This window comes from Streptomyces sp. NPDC051976 (assembly GCF_040680795.1).
Lineage (GTDB): Bacteria > Actinomycetota > Actinomycetes > Streptomycetales > Streptomycetaceae > Actinacidiphila.
Genome location: NZ_JBFAXL010000009.1, coordinates 1 through 19,209, shown reverse-complemented (window position 1 = coordinate 19,209; position 19,209 = coordinate 1). Strand labels below are relative to the sequence as shown.

Here is a 19,209-nt window from a genome sequence, read left to right as displayed (position 1 = left end):
TCCAGGGGCGTCGTGGCTGTGGGACGGTCAACCGCGAGCCAGTGAGTAAGTATCGCGGGCAATCTCCAGCTCTTCGTCGGTGGGGACCACCGCGACGGCCACTCGGGACGAATCCGCCGAGATCAACCGTGCGCCAGAGCCCCGTACGGCATTGCGAACCGAGTCCATCCTGACACCCAGATTGTCCAGACCCAACAAAGCCGCTTCGCGAACAGCCGCCGAATTCTCGCCCACGCCCGCCGTGAAGGCGATCGCGTCCACCCGGCCCAGCACCGCCATGAAGGCGCCGATGTAGCGGCGCAGCCGGTGCGTGTAGACGTCGAAGGCGAGTTGGGCGGCACTGTCGCCCTCCGCCATCCGGCGGCCGATCTCCCGCATGTCGTTGTCGCCGCACAGCCCGAGCAGCCCGCTGCGCTTGTTCAGCAGGGTGTCGATCTCGTCGGTGCCCATGCCGCCGACCCGCTCCAGATGGAAGACCACCGCCGGGTCGACGTCGCCGGAGCGGGTGCCCATGACCAGGCCCTCCAGCGGGGTCAGCCCCATCGAGGTGTCCACGCACACCCCGCCGCGCACCGCCGACGCCGAGGCGCCGTTGCCCAGGTGCAGCACGATCACGTTGGTGTCGGCCGGTGTGCGGCCGAGCAGCGCGGCGGTCGCCCGGGAGACATAGGCGTGCGAGGTGCCGTGGAAGCCGTAGCGGCGGATGCCGTAGCGGTCGGCGGTCGCCAGGTCGATCGCGTACCGGGCCGCCGCCTCCGGGAGGGTGGCGTGGAAGGCGGTGTCGAAGACCGCCACCTGCGGCAGATCGGGCCGCAGTTCACGGGCCACCCGGATGCCGGTGATGTTCGCCGGATTGTGCAGAGGTGCCAGTGGCACCAGGTCCTCGATGGCGGCGACCACCTCGTCGGTGATCAGCGTCGGCGCCGTGAAGCGGGTGCCGCCGTGCACCACCCGGTGCCCCACCGCGGCCAGCCGCGGGGAGTCCAGGCCGAGACCCCGCCCGGCCAGCTCGCGGGAGACCTCGTCCAGGGCCGCCGTGTGGTCCGCCGCCCCGCCCGGCTCGCCGATCCGCTCCACCACACCGGACGCCAGGCGGGACCGGTCGGTCATGTCCAGGAGCTGGTACTTGACCGACGAGGAGCCGGAGTTGAGCACCAGCACCCAGGTGGCCGTGGCGTCCCCGCCTCGGGTGTCGGTGCCGGTCACGCGTGCTCCCCCTGGGCCTGGATCGCCGTGATGGCGACGGTGTTGACGATGTCCTGGACCAGCGCCCCGCGCGACAGGTCGTTGACCGGCTTGCGCAGGCCCTGCAGGACCGGGCCGACCGCGACGGCGCCCGCCGAGCGCTGGACCGCCTTGTAGGTGTTGTTGCCGGTGTTCAGATCGGGGAAGACCAGCACGGTCGCCTGCCCCGCCACCGCCGAGCCCGGCATCTTCGTGGCCGCCACCGACGGCGCCACGGCCGCGTCGTACTGGATCGGGCCCTCCACCAGCAGGTCGGGGCGGCGCTCGCGGACCAGGTCGGTCGCGGCCCGCACCTTGTCGACGTCCGCGCCCGAGCCCGAGGTGCCGGTGGAGTACGACAGCATGGCGATCCGCGGCCGCACGTCGAAGCGGGCCGCGGTGCCCGCCGCCTGGATCGCGATGTCGGCGAGCTGCTCGGCGTCCGGGTCCGGGTTGACCGCGCAGTCGCCGTAGACGAGCACCTTGTCGGCCAGGCACATGAAGAACACCGACGAGACGATCGCCGCGTCTGCGCGGGTCTTGATGATCTCGAACGCCGGGCGGATCGTCGCGGCCGTGGAGTGCACCGCGCCCGACACCATGCCGTCCGCGAGCCCCTCCTGGACCATCAGGGTGCCGAAGTACGACACGTCGGCGACCACGTCGTACGCCAGTTCGTAGCTGACGCCCTTGTGGGCGCGCAGCTTCGCGTACAGCTCGGCGAAGCGCTCGCGCAGCGGCGAGGTCTGCGGGTCGATGACGGTCACGCCCTCGTGGTCGAGGCTGATGCCGAGGTCGGCCGCCTTCTTGCGGATCGCGTCCTCCTCGCCGAGCAGCGTCAGATCGCAGACACCGCGGCGCAGCAGCACCTCGGCGGCCCGCAGGATCCGCTCCTCGCCGCCCTCCGGCAGCACGATCCGCCGCCGCACCGCCCGCGCCCGCTCCAGCAGCGCGTGCTCGAACATCATCGGGGTGACCCGCTCGGACCTGGCCACCGACAGCCGCTCGGTCAGCTCGGCGGTGTCCACATGGGTCTCGAACAGGCCGAGCGCGGTCTCCGCCTTGCGCGGGGTGCCCGCGCCCAGCTTGCCGTCCAGCGCGAAGAGCCCGGCGGCGGTCGGGAAGGAGCCGGTGGGCACCGCGAGCACCGGGGTGCCCGGGGCCAGCCGCCCGGCCAGCGCCAGGATGTCGGGGCCGGGGCGCTCGTCCAGCGTCAGCAGCAGCCCGGCGATCGGTGGCGAGCCCGCCGAGTGCGCGGCCAGCGCGCCGATGATCAGATCGGCCCGGTCGCCCGGGGTCACCACCACACAGCCGGTGGTCAGCTTCGGCAGGAACGTCGGCAGCATCGCCCCGCCGAAGACAAAGTCCAGCGCGTCCCTGGCCAGCCCCGCCTCGTCGCCCAGCAGCACCTCGGCGCCGAGCGTCTCCACGATCTGCGCCACCGTCGGCGCGGACAGCGCGGGCTCGTCGGGCAGCACGTACACCGGTACGTCCGGGGTGCGGACCAGCCGCTGCGCCGCCTCGGTGACCTCGGCCGGGTCCACCCGGTTGGCGATCATCGCGATCACGTCGCAGCCCAGGTTGGTGTACGCGTGGTGGGCGTTGCGCACCTCGGCCACCACGGACTCCGCCGACTGCTCCCGGCCGCCTATCACCGCGATGACGCCGGCTCCGCACTCGTTGGCCAGCCGCGCGTTCACCCCGAGCTCCGCCGGGAGGTTGGTGCCCGCGAAGTCCGAACCGAGGATCAGTACGGTGTCGTACTCCTCGGCGACCCGCAGATAGCCCTCCACCAGGCGGGCGGTCAGCGCCTCCTGGCCCTCGTCCGCCTGCAGCTCGGCGGCCTCCTCGTACCCCATCCCGTACACGCTCGCCGCGTCCTGCGTCAGGCGGTACCGGCTGCGCAGCAGCTCGAAAATACGGTCCGGTGTGTCATGGACCAGCGGCCGGTACACCCCCACGCGGTCGACCTGGCGGGTCAGCAGCTCCATGACCCCCAGCTCCACGACCTGGCGGCCGTCGCCGCGGCCGATCCCCGTCACATAGACGCTGCGCGTCACCCGCGTCCTCCCTTCAACCGTCCTCCCCAGACGCTAACGCCCTCCCGGCGGGTCTGCGCGGGGTGCCCCCGCGGAAGTCCAGGCACCGGAGGTGCCCCGTAGGGGCGCGGGGAACTGCGCGACCAGCCGTCGCGTGGCTGCAGGTCACCACCGGCCCCAATGGGGCAGACGCGTTGTCTTCGGGCCACCGGCCGGTGGGGGCGGGCCGCGCAGTTCCCCGCGCCCCTTCGGGGCACTCCGGTCGCGCCCCGAAGCGAAACCGCGCCCTGACGGGGCACCGTCGTCCGTGGGGGCGCCGTCGTAACCCGCGCCGGAGGCGGCGTGCACGTAGAGTGAGGGGGGACGACGGAGGAGGCTCGGGACGTGGAGATCCTGGCGACCGGGGTGCAGCGCGACGAGCGCCCCCTGCTGGAAGCAGCCTTTGCCGGGAGGCACGAGATCCGGTGCCTGGAGACGTTCCTGACGCCGGACACGCTGCCGCTGGCAGCAGGGTACGAAGCCGTGTCGACCAGCGTGAACGCAGTGCTGGACGCACCCGTGCTGGAAGCACTCGTGCGAGGCGGGACGAAACTGATCTCGCAGCGGTCGACGGGTTACAACAACATCGACCTGGCCCACGCGGAGCGCCTCGGGATGACGGTGGCGCGCGTCGCCCACTACTCACCGTATGCGGTGGCCGAGTTCGCCTGGACGCTGGCGATGGCGCTGAACCGCAGGATCGTGCGGGCGGCGAGCCGTACGAGGGACTTCGACTTCCGGCTGGACGGACTGCTGGGCCGGGACTTCCACGGCCGTACCGTCGGCGTGGTCGGCACCGGCCGCATCGGCACCGCGTTCACCGCGATCGCGGGCGGCTTCGGCATGCGGATGCTCGGCTGGGACATCAACCCCAACCCGGCCTGCGTCGAACTGGGCATGGAGTACGTGGAGTTGGACCGGCTGTTCCGCGAGGCCGACCTGATCAGCCTGCACGTGCCGCTGATGCCCTCCACCCACCACCTCATCGGCGAGCGCCGGCTGGCGCTGATGAAGGACGACGTGATCCTGGTCAACTCCAGCCGCGGCGGCCTGATCGACTCGGCCGCGCTGGTCGAGACGCTGCGCGAGGGCCGGCTCGGCGGGGTGGGCCTTGACGTGTACGAGGAGGAGGCCGGGGTCTTCTTCTACGACAAGTCGCTGGAGGTGATGACGGACGACACCCTCGCCCGGCTGCTGACCTTCACCAATGTGCTGATCACCTCCCACCAGGCGTACTTCACCGTCGACGCGCTCGACGAGATCATCGCGGCGACCGTGCGCAACGTCGACGACTACGTGGCGGGCCGGATCACCGAGTGCACGCTGATTCCCCGGCCCTGACCCCTTACGGAGACACACGCCCATGCGCATCGGAGTCCTCACCGCCGGCGGCGACTGCCCCGGGCTGAACGCCGTGATCCGGTCGGTCGTGCACCGGGCGCTCACCGGCTACGGCGACGAGGTCATCGGCTTCGAGGACGGCTTCCTCGGGCTGCTCGAAGGGCGCTTCCGGCCGCTGGACCTCAACTCGGTCAGCGGCATCCTGGCCCGCGGCGGCACCATCCTCGGCTCTGCCCGGCTGGAACGCGCCCGGCTGCGGGAGGCGGCGTACAACGCCGACGAGATGTGCGCCCGGTACGGCATCGACGTGCTGATCCCGATCGGCGGCGAGGGGACGCTGACCGCCGCCCGGATGCTGTCCGAGGCCGGGATGCCGGTGGTGGGCGTCCCCAAGACCATCGACAACGACATCAACGGCACCGACCGCACCTTCGGGTTCGACACCGCCGTCACCGTCGCCACCGAGGCGATCGACCGGCTCAAGACCACCGCGGAATCCCACCAGCGCGTCATGGTGGTGGAGGTGATGGGCCGTCACGCCGGGTGGATCGCGCTGGAGGCGGGCATGGCGGGCGGCGCGCACGGCATCTGCGTCCCCGAACGCCCCTTCGAGCCCGAGGACTTGGTGGCGATGGTCGGCAAACGCTTCTCGCGCGGCAAGAAGTTCGCCGTCGTCTGCGTCGCCGAGGGCGCGCACCCGGCCAAGGGCAGCATGGACTACGGCGTCGGCGAGATCGACAAGTTCGGTCACGAGCGGTTCACCGGCATCGGCACCACGCTCGCCGAGGAGCTGGAGGCGCGGCTCGGCAAGGAGGCCCGGCCGGTCATCCTCGGTCATGTCCAGCGCGGTGGTGTCCCGACCGCGTACGACAGGGTGCTGGCCACCCGCTTCGGCTGGCACGCGGTGGAGGCGGCCCACAAGGGAGAGTTCGGGCAGATGACCGCGCTGATCGGCACCACGGTCTCGATGGTGCCGCTGGCCGACGCGGTCACCCATCTCAAGACGGTGCCGGAGCACCGGATGGAGGAGGCCGAGTCGGTCTTCTGACCCCGGGCCGCGGGGCGTTGGGGCTGGAGCGCCCCCGGACCGGCTGCTCGCGGGACCGGTCCGGGGGCGGTGGGTGGGGCGGGCGCCTGGCGGGGCGCCGCTGCCGAGGTCAGCCGGTGTAGGCGGCCAGGGCCTTGGTGAAGTCGTACGTGTTCTGCGAGATGCCGCTGCAGGTGTCGCCCGCGGACTCGCCGGAACCGCACTTGCGGTCGCGGTTGACCGCCCAGAAGCTGACCCGGGCCAGGTGGTGGCTCGCGGCGTAGGACACGATCGACTTGAAGTTCGACAGTGAGACCGTCTCGCCGGAGCTGTCGGTCTTTCCGTTCATCGAGGACAGCCCGACCTTGCGGTAGGCGGCGTCCGAGGACAGCCCGTACGCACTGGCCACGGCGTTCTTCAGGCCGTCCACCGCGGACTTGGTGGTGGCCAGCATGTCGGTGGTGCCGCCCTGGTCGTAGTCGAACGGCATGACCGCCCAGGCGTCGATGTTCAGCCCGGCCGCGGCGCCCTTCTTGATCAGGTCCTTGCCCGCCGAGTCGGGGCCGGTGGGCGTGGTGCCGAAGGTGACGTAGATCTTCAGCCCGCTGTTGTTGGCGCGCACCGTCTTGAGCGCGTCGACCACCCGCTGCCGTACCGTCGAGCTGCTGAACTCGCCCGCCTCGATGTCGATGTCGATCGACTTGAGCGAGTAGGCGTTGATCACCTTCTGGTACGCACCGGCGAGCGCCGAGGCCGAACTGCACTTCTGGCCCAGCTTGTTGCCGCTGTAGCCGCCGAAGGAGACCGTGACGTCGCCGCCCGCGTTGCGTATCGCGTTGATCGTCGACTGGTCGGTGCCGCCGGTGAGCGCGCGGGTGCCGTCCCACTTGGGGTTGCAGCCGCCGTCGGACAGGACGAAGGCCATCGTGAACTGCTTGATGCCGGTCGCGGACATCACCGAGGTGGCCGACGGCGGGTTGCCCCAGCCGAGGTAGAGGTACGGGGCGGCGGCGCCGCTGGGCAGCGCGGTGGCGGCCGCGTGCGCGGAACCCGCGGTGGAGGTGACGCCGAGCGCGACCGCGGCGGCCAGCCCCGCGGCGGCGGCGACGGCGATCCTGCGGGTACGGGAGTCGAGGGAGGAACCGAGGGGACGGGACATGGGGGGAGTCCTTGCCGTGAGCGGGGGAGTGGTGCTCCAAGGGCGTTGCGGGAACGCTAGTGCGGCGGCGTGTCCCGGACAAGGACTTTGGTTAGGAAAGTTTCCTGTTCTGAAAAATCGGCCCCGGCGCCGGAGTTGGGGCCGGCTACCGCGGGGCGTCCCGCAGCGCCGCCCAGAAGCGTTCCACCACACCGTCGAGGAAGTCCCGGCCCTCGGCACCGTCCGACGCGCTCGCCCCGGGCGAACCCCAGTTGAGCGTGGCCACCATCAGCGACTGGTACTCCGCGTGCATCTGCCGCAGCGCGGCCGTCACCCGCTCACGGGGGACCGGCACCAGCGCCCCCACCGGGCGGACGTACGCCTGCCAGCGGGTGCCGAGCGCCTCGCGCAGCAGCTCGGCCAGCCGTGGCTCCTTGCCGGTGACCGTGAGCAGGGCCGGTGCGGTGAGCCCGAGGGCGACGGCGAGGGCCGCGGTCTGCCGGGCGTTGCCCGACCACTCGGCGCGCGCCTCCATCCGCTCGTAGTCGGCGCCGCTCATGCCGATCGCCCGCGCCAGGTCGCTCGGCGCCATACCGCGGGCCAGCCGGTGCTCCAGCAGGGTCCGCGGCACCGTCATCAGCTCGGCGGGGGAGCACCACAGCGCCCCGGCCAGCGCCCCGAGCTCTGCCCCGGTCGGCACCGCCTCACCACGCTCCCAGGCCGCGACCGTCTCCGGCCGCACCGGCAGTCCGTACGACACGCGCATGGCATGGGCGACATGGCCGTGGGCCATGCCGAGCTGGGCTCGCAGCCGCCGGATCGCCGTGCCGTCGAACGGCAGCGGGGGCGGCTGCCCTGAGGAGGGTCTTCGCACCAGCCCAGGCTAGGAGCGACCGCGGCCCGCCTCGTATGGTGCGGTCCGACGAAGCCGCGGCGCTCCGGGCATACGAACCTACGACGGCCGCAACCAGAGGGTCGCCAGGGGCGGCAGGGTCAGCGAGACACTGTGCGAGCGGCCGTGCGCCGCCACCGGCTCGCTCTTCACCGGTTCCGCCGCCACCACCCCGCTGCCCCCGTACCGTGCGTCGTCGGTGTTCAGCACCGGCCGCCACACGACGTCGGGGGAGCCCAGCCGGTAGTTCTCCCGGACCACCGGGGAGAAGTTGCTGACGCACAGCAGCGGGGAGCCGTCGGCGTCGAAGCGCAGGAAGGAGAAGGTGTTGTCCTCCGCCGCGCCGCCGTCGATCCAGGCGAAGCCGCCCGGGTCGGTGTCGCGCTGCCACAGCGCGGGCGTGTCCCGGTAGACCGCGTTCAGGTCGCGGACCAGGTCGCGCACCCCGCGGTGGTCGGCCGCCGCCGGATACGCCTCGTCCAGCAGCCACCAGTCCGGGCCGTGCTCGTGCGACCACTCGGCGCCCTGCGCGAACTCCTGCCCCATGAAGAGCAGTTGCTTGCCGGGGTGGGCCCACATGAAGCCCAGGTACGCCCGTTCGGTGGCGCGCTGCTGCCACCAGTCGCCGGGCATCTTGCTCACCAGCGCGCCCTTGCCGTGCACCACCTCGTCGTGCGAGATGGGCAGCACGTAGTTCTCGCTGTACGCGTACACCATCGAGAACGTCATCTCGTGGTGGTGGTACTTGCGGTGCACCGGCTCGTGCGCCGCGTAGCCCAGCGAGTCGTGCATCCAGCCCATGTTCCACTTCAGGCCGAAGCCGAGGCCGCCGAAGCCGGTGGGGCCCACGTGGTGGGTGGCGCGGGTGACGCCGTCCCAGGCGGTGGACTCCTCGGCGATCGTCACCACGCCCGGGCAGCGCCGGTAGACGGTGGCGTTCATCTCCTGCAGGAACGCCACCGCGTCCAGGTTCTCCCGGCCGCCGTGGATGTTGGGGGTCCACTCGCCGCCCTCGCGGGAGTAGTCGAGGTAGAGCATCGAGGCGACCGCGTCGACCCGCAGGCCGTCGATGTGGAACTCCTCGCACCAGTACACGGCGTTGGCCACCAGGAAGTTGCGCACCTCGGTACGGCCGAAGTCGAACTCCAGGGTGCCCCAGTCCGGGTGCTCGGCACGGTTGGGGTCCGCGTGCTCGTACAGCGGCGCCCCGTCGAAGCGGGCCAGCGCCCAGTCGTCCTTCGGGAAGTGCGCGGGCACCCAGTCCATGATCACGCCGATGCCCGCGCGGTGCAGCGCGTCCACCAGGAAGCGGAAGTCGTCCGGCGAGCCGAGGCGGGAGGTCGGCGCGTAGTACGAGGTGACCTGGTAGCCCCAGGAGCCGCCGAAGGGGTGCTCGGCGACCGGCATCAACTCCACGTGCGTGAAGCCGAGTTCCTTCACGTACGCGGGAAGCTGCTCGGCCAGCTCGCGGTAGGACAGCCCCGGGCGCCAGGAGGCGAGGTGCACCTCGTAGACGGAGAAGGGCGCGCGGTGCACCGGGGTCGCGCCGCGGCGCGCCAGCCACTCCTGGTCGGTCCATGTGTAGTGCGAGTCGGTGACGACGGAGGCGGTGGCCGGGGGGATCTCGGTGGCGCGGGCCATCGGGTCGGCCTTCATGCCGCGCGAGCCGTCGCCGCGGGTGATCTCGTACTTGTACGTGGTGCCCTCGGCGACGCCCGGCACGAACAGCTCCCACACGCCGGAGGAGCCCAGCGAGCGCATCGGGAAGCCGGTGCCGTCCCAGTAGTTGAAGTCACCGGCGATCCGCACCCCGCGGGCGTTGGGCGCCCACACCGCGAACCGGGTGCCGGTCACCCCGCCGTGCGTCATCGGGCGCGACCCGAGGGCCTTCCACAGCTCCTCGTGCCGGCCCTCGCCGATCAGGTGCAGGTCGAGTTCGCCGAGCGACGGCAGGAGGCGGTAGGGGTCGTCGACCGTGTGCTCGCCGTCGTCGTACGTCACCGCCAGCCGGTACGCCGGGATCTCCGTCAGCGGCAGCACCGCCGAGAAGAGGCCGTCGGCCTCGTCCTTCAACTCCGCCCGCAGGCCGTTCGCGACCACCGCGACCGCCGTCGCGTACGGGCGCAGCGCGGTGAAGCGGATGCCTCCCGGCTCGGGGTGCGCGCCCAGCAGGCTGTGCGGGTCATGGTGCGCGCCGTTCAGCAACCGCCACCTCTCGTCCGCCCCGAGGTGCCCCTTCGGGGCGGAGGACGACCGCCCCGAAGGGGCGCGGGGAACTGCGCGCTCGGCCACAGCGGCGGGTTGCTCGGGGACGGGCCCCGAGTGGCTCTCTCTGCCGGTGGTGGACGAAGGGGCCGCGGGGGCGCCGCGCCCGGGGGCTTCCGCCCCCAAGGGGGCGCTGGTGTTGTCGCCGGACCGTGCGGCGGTCGTGGGTTGCTCGCGCAGTTCCCCGCGCCCCTTCGGGGCACTCCCGGCTGGGGCGGGGGGTGCGACGTGCCCCGGGGCCGCACCTGCGGGGGCCTCTTCCCCGCGCCCCTTCGGGGCACTTACGGGGTGCCCGGGGGCGGTGGGGGAGGCAGAAGGGTGCGGGGTTGCGGCGTCGTAGCCGCGGGCGGCCGCTTCGGGGAGGGTGCCCGCCGGGGGGAGGGTGCCCGCGGGGGGACGGGGGGTCGGGTCGTCGGGGGGTGTCACGGAGTGATCTCCTCAGGGCGCGGGCGGAGCGGCGGTGGCGAGGCGGGCGAGGGCGGAGAGCGGGATGGGGAGCCAGGCAGGGCGGTGACGGGCTTCGTACCGCGCCTCGTACACCGCCTTGTCGGTCTCGAAAGCCCGTATCAGGACCGGTTGTTGCCGCGGGTCGATCCCGGCGACCTCCGCGTACCCGGAGCAGTACGCGTCGCGGTGCCGGGCCGCCCAGGGCCCGTTGCCGCTGTGGTGGGCCGCGTAGTCGAACGACCGCAGCATCCCGGCGACGTCCTGCACCGGTGGCGCGGGGCGCCGCCGGTCGGCCAGCGGCCGGGCCGGCTCCCCCTCGAAGTCGATCAGCACCCACTCCCCGTCGGGGCCGCGCAGCGCCTGCCCCAGGTGCAGGTCGCCGTGGATCCGCTGGGCGGTCACCGGCCCCGCCGTACCGCCGCCGGCGCCGAGCCGGGCCAGGTCGTCGAAGGCCGAGCGCAGCGCCCCGGCGTACGGCCGTACCGACGGCACCTCGGCCGCCGTCTCGTCCAGCCGTCGCGTCATCGCCGCGGCGATACGTTCCAGCGCGGGGCCGTCCAGCCGCTCCACGGGCAGCGCGTCCGCCAGCGCGGCGTGCACCTCGGCCGTGGCGCGGCCCAGCGCGGCCGCCTCGGCGCGGAAGTCGCCGTCCTCGGCCACCGAGGCCAGCGCCAGCGCCCAGCCGTCGGACGAGCCCGGCAGGAAGCGCTGGAGCACGCCGAGCGTGACCGGCTCGGCCGGGCCGTCCGCCGTCCCCTCCGCGTCCGCGGGCAGCGCGGGCAGCCCCTCGAACCAGGCCACCGGTTCCGCGACCCGCCGTGACCTCTTCCTGGCCAGCGCGAGCGACAGCTCCAGGTCCGGGTTGGTGCCCGGCGACACCCGGCGGAACAGCTTCAGGATGAACGCGTCGCCGTACACCACCGAGGTGTTGGACTGCTCGGCGGTGGAGACCCGCGGGGCGAGACCCGGCGGGAAGGACACCTCCGGCTCCGCGGTGAAGCGCAGCCGCCCGATCCGGCCCGGCAGCCGCAGCCGTTCCAGCAGCAGCGCGGCCAGCCGCGGGTCGTGCGGCGCGTCATAGAGCGTCAGCCCGTCGTACGGCCCGCCGACCGCGGGGCCGAGCGCGGCCCGCACCAGGGCGGAGGGCAGCAGCGGATGGGCGCCCAGCAGCAGTTGGTAGCAGTCCGCGGGCCTGCCCGGCTGTTCCACGTCGATCAGTACGTGCACCAGGCCGAGCGGGCCGAGCCGCCCGCCGGGCGGCACCAGCTCGGTGGCGGCGGCCAGCCGGAAGCCGCCGATCGGCAGGCCCTTCCCGGCGAACCAGCGCTGGCGTGGCAACCAGCCGCGCAGCAGCGGGTCGAGGGAGCGCAGCAGTCCGGGCGCGAGTTCGCGCCCGGCGGCGGTGTCCGCGGCCGACGCCACGGGTGGTGGCGCGGCCGAGCGCACCACCGTCACGGGCGGCGTGTCCGGCGGCGTGACGGGCACGGAAGGGACACGGGTCCAGGAGCGGTCCGACATGACGTCCTTTCCCCGGGGAGTCGCGCACCCTGCCGCTACGAGCGAGCGGCGGGGGCGCCAGCCTCCCGGATGTCGGGTTCGGGCTGTCCGGCGACACGGGGAGCCTGCCCCAGGCGGGTGACAGGAAACCGCCGTACGGGTCCGCCCGCGTGACGTTCGGGTGTCAAGACGCCGACTCCGCCCGGGGCGACGCTGCGACGGGGGGCGGTGCCATTCCGCTGGGTCCTTCCGGATACTGCCAGGGGCCGGCCGAACCCGCTACCGGAGAACGCCACTGGTGGTGCGGGGGCTGGGGGGCCGGACACGACGGCCCCCCGGCCGTCACGACGGGTCGCGGCGCAGCCGGAACCAGTAGAAGCCGTGGCCCGCAAGGGTGAGCAGGTACGGCAGTTGCCCGATCGCCGGGAAACGCACCCCGCCGATCAGCTCCACCGGGTGCCGCCCGGCGAAGGCCCGCAGGTCCAGCTCGGTGGGCTGGGCGAACCGCGAGAAGTTGTTCACGCACAGCACGAGGTCGTCGCCCGACTCCCGCAGGAACGCGAGCACCGCCGGGTTGCTGGACGGCAACTCGGTGAACGAGCCCAGGCCGAAGGCGTGGTTCTGCTTGCGGATCTCGATCATCCGCCGGGTCCAGTGCAGCAGCGAGCTGGGCGAGCTCATCTGCGCCTCGACATTGGTGACCTGGTAGCCGAAGACCGGGTCCATGATCGTCGGCAGGAACAGCCGCCCGGGGTCGGAGGAGGAGAACCCGGCGTTGCGGTCCGGGGTCCACTGCATGGGGGTGCGCACGCCGTCCCGGTCACCGAGCCAGATGTTGTCGCCCATGCCGATCTCGTCGCCGTAGTACAGCACCGGCGAGCCCGGCAGCGACAGCAGCAGAGCGGTGAACAGCTCGATCTGGTTGCGGTCGTTGTCCAGCAGCGGGGCGAGCCGGCGGCGGATGCCGATGTTGGCGCGCATCCGCGGGTCCTTGGCGTACTCCGCGTACATGTAGTCGCGTTCCTCGTCGGTCACCATTTCGAGGGTCAGCTCGTCGTGGTTCCGCAGGAAGATGCCCCACTGGCAGCCGGCCGGGATCGCCGGGGTCTTGGCCAGCACTTCGGAGACCGGGTAGCGCGACTCCCGCCGCACCGCCATGAAGATCCGGGGCATGACGGGGAAGTGGAACGCCATGTGGCACTCGTCGCCGCCCTTGCGGAAGTCGCCGAAGTAGTCGACGACGTCCTCCGGCCACTGGTTCGCCTCGGCCAGCAGCACGGTGTCCGGGTACTGGGTGTCGATCTCGGTACGGACCCGCTTGAGGAAGTCATGGGTGCGCGGCAGGTTCTCGCAGTTGGTGCCCTCCTCCTGGAACAGGTACGGCACCGCGTCCAGCCGGAAGCCGTCGATGCCCAGGTCCAGCCAGAAGCGCAGCGCCGCCAGGATCTCCTCCTGGACGCGCGGGTTCTCGTAGTTGAGGTCCGGCTGGTGGGAGAAGAAGCGGTGCCAGTAGTACTGCTTGCGCACCGGGTCGAACGTCCAGTTCGACGTCTCGGTGTCGACGAAGATGATCCGGGCGTCGCTGAACGCCTTGTCGTCGTCGGCCCAGGTGTAGAAGTCCCCGTACGGCCCCTCGGGGTCGCTGCGGGACGCCTGGAACCACGGGTGCTGGTCGCTCGTGTGGTTCATGACGAAGTCGATGATCACGCGCATGCCGCGCTGGTGCGCGGCGTCCACGAACTCCACGAAGTCGGCGAGGTCGCCGAACTCCGGCAGCACCGCCGTGTAGTCCGCCACGTCGTACCCGCCGTCCCGCAGCGGGGAGGCGAAGAACGGCGGCAGCCACAGGCAGTCCACGCCGAGCCATTGCAGATAGTCGAGTTTGGCGGTGATACCTTTCAGGTCGCCTACACCGTCGCCGTTGCTGTCCTGGAAGGACCGCACGAGGACTTCGTAGAACACCGCCCGTTTGAACCAGTCGGGATCACGGTCCTTGGCCGGTGTGTCCTCGAAGGTGTCAGGGACGGGTTCGTTGACGATCAACTGAGTGACCCTCCGATCGAAGGAGACGGTCGCAGCGACAGGACGTGCGCGGGCGCGTGGCCCGGCTCAAGGCGCACATAGTTGTCCCTGCCCCAGTGGTAGGTGGCCCCGGTGAGCTCGTCGCGCACCGGGAAGGACTCGTGCCAGGAGAGGCCGAGTGCTGTCATGTTCAACGACACGGTCGCCTCCTGGGTGTGGAACGGGTCCAGGTTGACGACCACCAGTACGACATCGTCGCCGCGGCGCTTGGAGTAGACGAGCACCGAATCGTTGTCCACCGGGTGAAAGGTGATGTCCCGCAACTGCTGGAGCGCCGGATGACGGCGGCGCAGCCGGTTGAGCGTGGTGATCAGCGGGGCCAGCGAGCGTCCACCGGCCTCCGCGGCGGCCCAGTCGCGCGGCCGAAGTTCGTACTTCTCCGAGTGCAGGTACTCCTCGCTGCCCGGCTTGGCCGGGGTGGCCTCGCACAGCTCGAAACCCGCGTAGACACCCCACGTCGGCGAGAGCGTGGCGGCGAGGACGGCCCGTACCTCGAAGGCCGGACGGCCGCCGTCCTGCAGATACCCCGGCAGGATGTCGGGGGTGTTCACAAAGAAGTTCGGCCGCATCCAGGAAGCCTTCTCACCGCTCAACTCCCGCATGTAGTCGGCCAGTTCATTCTTATCATTACGCCAGGTGAAGTACGTGTACGACTGCTGGAATCCGATCTGCCCGAGGGTGCTCATCATGGCCGGGCGGGTGAACGCCTCGGCCAGGAAGAGCACGTCGGGGTCGGTGCGGTTGATGTCCGCGATGACCTTCTCCCAGAACACCACCGGCTTGGTGTGCGGGTTGTCGACCCGGAAGATCCGCACCCCGTGGGCCATCCAGTGCCGCAGCACCCGCAGGGTCTCCCGGACGATGCCCGGGAAGTCCTCGTCGAAGGCGATCGGGTAGATGTCCTGGTACTTCTTCGGCGGGTTCTCGGCGTAGGCGATCGTGCCGTCCGGGCGGTGCGCGAACCACTCCGGGTGCTTGGCCACCCATGGATGGTCCGGCGAGCACTGCAACGCGAAGTCCAGCGCCACCTCCATCCGCAGCTCGCGGGCGCGCTCCACGAAGTGGTCGAAGTCCTCCAGGGTGCCCAGGTCCGGGTGGACCGCGTCGTGGCCGCCCGCCGGGGAGCCGATCGCCCACGGCGAGCCGACGTCGTCCGGGCCCGCCGACAGGCTGTTGTTGCGGCCCTTGCGGAACGCGGTGCCGATCGGGTGGATCGGCGGCAGGTACACCACGTCGAAGCCCATCGCGGCCACCGCGGGCAGCCGCTCGGCCGCCGTACGGAAGGTGCCCGAGCGCGGCGGCGCGCCGTCCTCCAGCACCGCCCCCTCCGAGCGCGGGAACAGCTCGTACCAGGACCCGAACAGCGCCCGCTCGCGCTCCACGTGCAGCGGCAGCGGCCGTACCGCGCTCACCAGCTCGCGCAGCGGATACCGGTCGAGCACCGCCACCACCTCGGGGGCCAGCGCCGCCGCGTGCCGGGCGGCGGGCTGCCGGTTCTTGTCGAGCAGCGCGTCCACCGCGGCCAGGACGACCGCCCGCCCGTCGTTCTTCGGTACCCCGGCCGCCGCGCGTTCGTGCAGCTGGGCGCCCTCGGCCAGCACCAGGTCGGTGTCGATCCCGGCCGGGATCTTGATGCCGGCGTGGTGCCGCCAGGTCGCGACCGGGTCCGACCACGCCTCCACCGTGTAGGTCCAGCGCCCTTCGGCCGTCGGGGTGATGTGCGCCCCCCAGCGGTCGGTGCCGGGTTCCAGCTCCCGCATCGGAGTCCACGGCCCCGACCGGCCCGCCGGATCGCGCAGCACCACATTGGCGGCGACGGCGTCGTGTCCCTCGCGGAACACCGTCGCCGTCACCTCGAACGTCTCGCCCACGACCGCCTTCGCGGGGCGGCGGCCGCAGTCGACGAGCGGACGGACATCGAGAACGGGAATGCGACCGATCATTGCCTCACCTGACAGCGCTGGATACGGGACGGACGGGGAGGTGCTGCCGGAGGAGCGCAGGCGGCGCCGAGCAGCCTCCCGCCGCCCGGCTTCCTCCCCGGCTCTTTGTAACTGTTCCCGGCGTTGCGGGCTTGCCTGCATGGCCGCTCCAGTCCGCGTTCACTCTTGTGGAGGTGTGTGGGGGGAGGGACGCCGTGTAGGGGTGTGAGGTGCAGTCTCGTGGCGCGAACGGGACCGCGCAATCGGGAGCCTGCCCAGGGGCCGCGCGGTGAAAGCTCCTTGTGGCCAGGGTTTCGGGAGTTCCGGGAGCGCGTCACGAACGCTCACACGCGCACCCCGCGCCCCAACAGGGGGCGGCTTCATGACGAAACCGGCCACGCGCCCTGATGTGCGCCCCCGCGCACGCCCCCAGGGCACGGGACGCCGCGGACGAGCCCGCGCGGGCCGCCGCCCGGCCGTACTGGGAGGCGGACGCGCCAGCGCCCGTCCCGGGGTCACGGTCGCCTCCGTGAGCCGCCGTTCGAGCGTTTGAACCACCGGATCGTGGAGAGCCCTCACGAGGCCACCGCCGTCCGGGCTACGGTCGAATACGTGAAGGCAATCCGTCGATTCACCGTGCGCACCGTCCTGCCGGAACCTCTGCGCCCGCTCGGGGAGCTGGCCCAGAACCTACGCTGGTCATGGCATCCGGAGACCCGGGAGCTGTTCCAGAGCGTCGACCCCGAGGGTTGGCGGGCCGCCGGGGGTGATCCCGTGCGGCTGCTCGGCGCCGTCTCCAAGGAACGCCTGGCCGCGCTCGCCGCGGACAGACGCTTCCGCCGCCGACTCGCGGCGGCCGCGGAGGACCTCGCCGACTACCTCGGCAACCCCCGCTGGTACCAGGAACAGAGCGACCTGCCCGCCGCCATCGCCTACTTCTCACCCGAGTTCGGCATCACCGCCGCCCTGCCGCAGTACAGCGGCGGCCTCGGCATCCTCGCCGGAGACCACCTCAAGGCCGCCAGCGACCTGGGCGCGCCGATAATCGGCGTCGGCCTGCTCTACCGGCACGGCTACTTCCGCCAGAGCCTGTCCCGCGAGGGCTGGCAGCAGGAGCACTACCCGGTGCTCGACCCCAACGAGCTGCCGGTCACGCTGCTGCGCGAGGAGGACGGCGGCGCCGCCGAGATCACCCTGGTGCTGCCCGGCGGCCGCTCCCTGCACGCCCGGATCTGGAAGGCCCAGGTCGGGCGGGTCCCGCTGCTGCTGCTCGACTCCGACGTGGAGGCCAACCAGCCCGCCGAACGCGACGTCACCGACCGGCTCTACGGCGGCGGCAGCGAGCACCGGCTGCTCCAGGAGATGCTGCTGGGCATCGGCGGGGTGCGGGCGGTCCGCGCCTACTGCCGTATCACCGGCCATCCCGACCCCGAGGTCTTCCACACCAACGAGGGCCACGCCGGCTTCCTCGGCCTGGAGCGCATCCGCGAACTCGCCCTCGAAGGGCTCGACTTCGACGCAGCCCTGGAAGCCGTACGCGCCGGGACGGTGTTCACCACCCACACGCCCGTCCCCGCCGGGATCGACCGCTTCGACCGCGAGCTGGTCGGCCGCCATCTGGGCGACGGCGGCGAGCTGCCGGGCGTCGACATAGGAGCCATCCTCGAACTGGGCATGGAGACCTACCGCGGCGGCGACCCCAACCTGTTCAACATGGCCGTCATGGGCCTGCGGCTCGCCCAGCGGGCCAACGGCGTCTCCACCCTGCACGGCGCCGTCAGCCGCGGGATGTTCGCCGGGCTGTGGCCGGGCTTCGACCCCGAGGACGTGCCGATCACGTCCATCACCAACGGGGTGCACGCCCCCACCTGGGTGGCGCCCGAGGTGCTGCGTCTCGGCGCCCGGCAGATCGGCGCCCAGCGCGCCGAGGACGCCCTCATGGTCGGCGGCGCCGACCGCTGGGAGGCGCTCGGCGAGATCCCCGACACCGCCGTCTGGGAGCTCCGCCGCGAACTGCGCGAACAGCTCGTCGACGACGTACGCCGCCGGGTGCGCGCCTCCTGGCGGCAGCGCGGCGCGGGCGAGGCGGAACTCGGCTGGACCGACAGCGTCCTCGACCCCGACGTCCTCACCATCGGCTTCGCCCGCCGGGTCCCGTCGTACAAGCGGCTCACCCTGATGCTGCGCGACCAGGACCGGCTGATGGAGCTGCTGCTGCACCCCGAGCGGCCGATCCAGATCGTGGTGGCGGGCAAGGCCCACCCGGCCGACGACAGCGGCAAGAAGCTGGTCCAGGAACTGGTCCGCTTCACCGACGACCCGCGGGTGCGGCACCGCATCGTCTTCCTGCCCGACTACGACATGCGGATGGCGCGGCTGCTCTACCCCGGCTGCGACGTCTGGCTGAACAACCCGCTGCGCCCGCTGGAGGCGTGCGGCACCTCGGGCATGAAGGCGGCGCTCAACGGCTGCCTCAACCTGTCGGTGCTCGACGGCTGGTGGGACGAGTGGTTCGACGGCGACAACGGCTGGGCGATCCCCACCGCCGACGGCGTCGTCGACGAGGACCGCCGCGACGAACTGGAGGCGGCCGCGCTGTACGACCTGCTGGAGAAGCAGGTCGCGCCGCGGTTCTACGACCAGGGCGCCCAGGGCGTACCCGAGCGCTGGATCGAGATGGTCCGCCACACCCTGGTCACCCTCGGCCCCAAGGTGCTGGCCGGACGGATGGTCAGGGACTACGTCCGCCTGCTGTACGCGCCCGCCGCCCGCTCGCACCGCGCCATACACGGTGCGGCGGCCGGGGAGCTGGCCGAGTGGAAGCGGAAGGTACGGCAGCGGTGGCCGCAGGTCTCCGTCGAGCACGTGGAGACCAGTTCGGTCGCGGGCACCGCGGAGCTGGGGTCCACCCTCACGCTGCGGGTGCAGGTCGCGCTCGGCGGTCTGGAGGCGGCCGACGTCGACGTCCAGCTGCTGTCCGGCCGGGTCGACTCCTCCGACCGGCTGGCCGAACCCACGGTGACCTCGCTCAAGCCGACGGCCCACCCGGATCTGTCCGGGCGCCACCAGTACGAGGGCCCGCTCACCCTGGACCGCACCGGCCCCTTCGGCTACACCATCCGCGTCCTCCCCGCCCACCCCCTCCTCGCCACCCCGGCCGAACTGGGCCTGGTGGCGGTCCCCCCGGAAACGGAAGGAATGACAGCGGGCGTCCTCCGCTGACGGCTCGCCGCGGGGAGCTTCGCCGCAGGGCCTGAACACACGACGGCGCCCCGTCGGACCGGAGTCCGACGGGG

The 19,209-nt window shown here is 72.1% G+C and carries 11 protein-coding genes; 3 read left to right on the top strand and 8 right to left on the bottom strand.

The genetic code is table 11. From position 1 onward, the window contains the following. Positions 1-27 precede the first annotated feature (27 nt). Together AB0M29_RS12450 and pta are read right to left on the bottom strand one after the other, a co-directional pair. Positions 28-1,206, bottom strand: coding sequence for an acetate kinase (locus tag AB0M29_RS12450; protein WP_365382181.1), 1,179 nt, complete (start codon positions 1,204-1,206; stop codon positions 28-30). After that, complete coding sequence (gene pta / locus AB0M29_RS12445) at positions 1,203-3,284, bottom strand: phosphate acetyltransferase (protein WP_365382180.1); 2,082 nt, start codon at positions 3,282-3,284, stop codon at positions 1,203-1,205. The genes AB0M29_RS12450 and pta overlap by 4 nt, the downstream gene beginning before the upstream one ends. A 363-nt stretch (positions 3,285-3,647) precedes the next feature. On the opposite strand from pta, the gene AB0M29_RS12440 reads away from it, so the two are divergent. Together AB0M29_RS12440 and AB0M29_RS12435 are read left to right on the top strand one after the other, a co-directional pair. Then, the gene (locus tag AB0M29_RS12440; protein WP_365382179.1) at positions 3,648-4,643 is read left to right on the top strand and encodes a 2-hydroxyacid dehydrogenase; all 996 of its coding nucleotides are present in this window, start codon (positions 3,648-3,650) and stop codon (positions 4,641-4,643) included. 22 nt (positions 4,644-4,665) lie between these two features. Next, positions 4,666-5,691, top strand: coding sequence for an ATP-dependent 6-phosphofructokinase (locus AB0M29_RS12435; RefSeq protein ID WP_365382178.1), 1,026 nt, complete (start codon positions 4,666-4,668; stop codon positions 5,689-5,691). 109 nt (positions 5,692-5,800) lie between these two features. Here AB0M29_RS12435 and AB0M29_RS12430 read toward each other — a convergent pair whose 3' ends face one another. From AB0M29_RS12430 to AB0M29_RS12405, 6 genes are all read right to left on the bottom strand, one after another. Beyond that, positions 5,801-6,829: a chitinase gene (locus tag AB0M29_RS12430; protein ID WP_365382177.1), complete on the bottom strand. Its 1,029-nt coding sequence runs from the start codon at positions 6,827-6,829 to the stop codon at positions 5,801-5,803. Positions 6,830-6,974: 145 nt separating this feature from the next. Continuing rightward, complete coding sequence (locus AB0M29_RS12425; protein WP_365382176.1) at positions 6,975-7,682, bottom strand: helix-turn-helix transcriptional regulator; 708 nt, start codon at positions 7,680-7,682, stop codon at positions 6,975-6,977. Between the two features lie 78 nt (positions 7,683-7,760). Further along, positions 7,761-9,905: a 1,4-alpha-glucan branching enzyme gene (gene glgB / locus AB0M29_RS12420; RefSeq protein WP_365382175.1), complete on the bottom strand. Its 2,145-nt coding sequence runs from the start codon at positions 9,903-9,905 to the stop codon at positions 7,761-7,763. A gap of 498 nt (positions 9,906-10,403) precedes the next feature. Next, complete coding sequence (locus tag AB0M29_RS12415; protein WP_365382174.1) at positions 10,404-11,930, bottom strand: maltokinase; 1,527 nt, start codon at positions 11,928-11,930, stop codon at positions 10,404-10,406. 321 nt (positions 11,931-12,251) lie between these two features. Continuing rightward, a complete protein-coding gene (gene treS / locus AB0M29_RS12410) occupies positions 12,252-13,952 on the bottom strand; it encodes a maltose alpha-D-glucosyltransferase (RefSeq protein WP_365382173.1) in 1,701 nt (566 codons plus the stop codon). Then, a complete protein-coding gene (locus AB0M29_RS12405) occupies positions 13,949-15,934 on the bottom strand; it encodes an alpha-1,4-glucan--maltose-1-phosphate maltosyltransferase (protein ID WP_365382172.1) in 1,986 nt (661 codons plus the stop codon). The genes treS and AB0M29_RS12405 overlap by 4 nt, the downstream gene beginning before the upstream one ends. Before the next feature lie 591 nt (positions 15,935-16,525). Here AB0M29_RS12405 and glgP point away from each other — a divergent pair. Further along, positions 16,526-19,135, top strand: a complete 2,610-nt coding sequence (glgP, locus tag AB0M29_RS12400; RefSeq protein WP_365382171.1) for an alpha-glucan family phosphorylase — start codon at positions 16,526-16,528, stop codon at positions 19,133-19,135. Positions 19,136-19,209 lie beyond the last annotated feature (74 nt).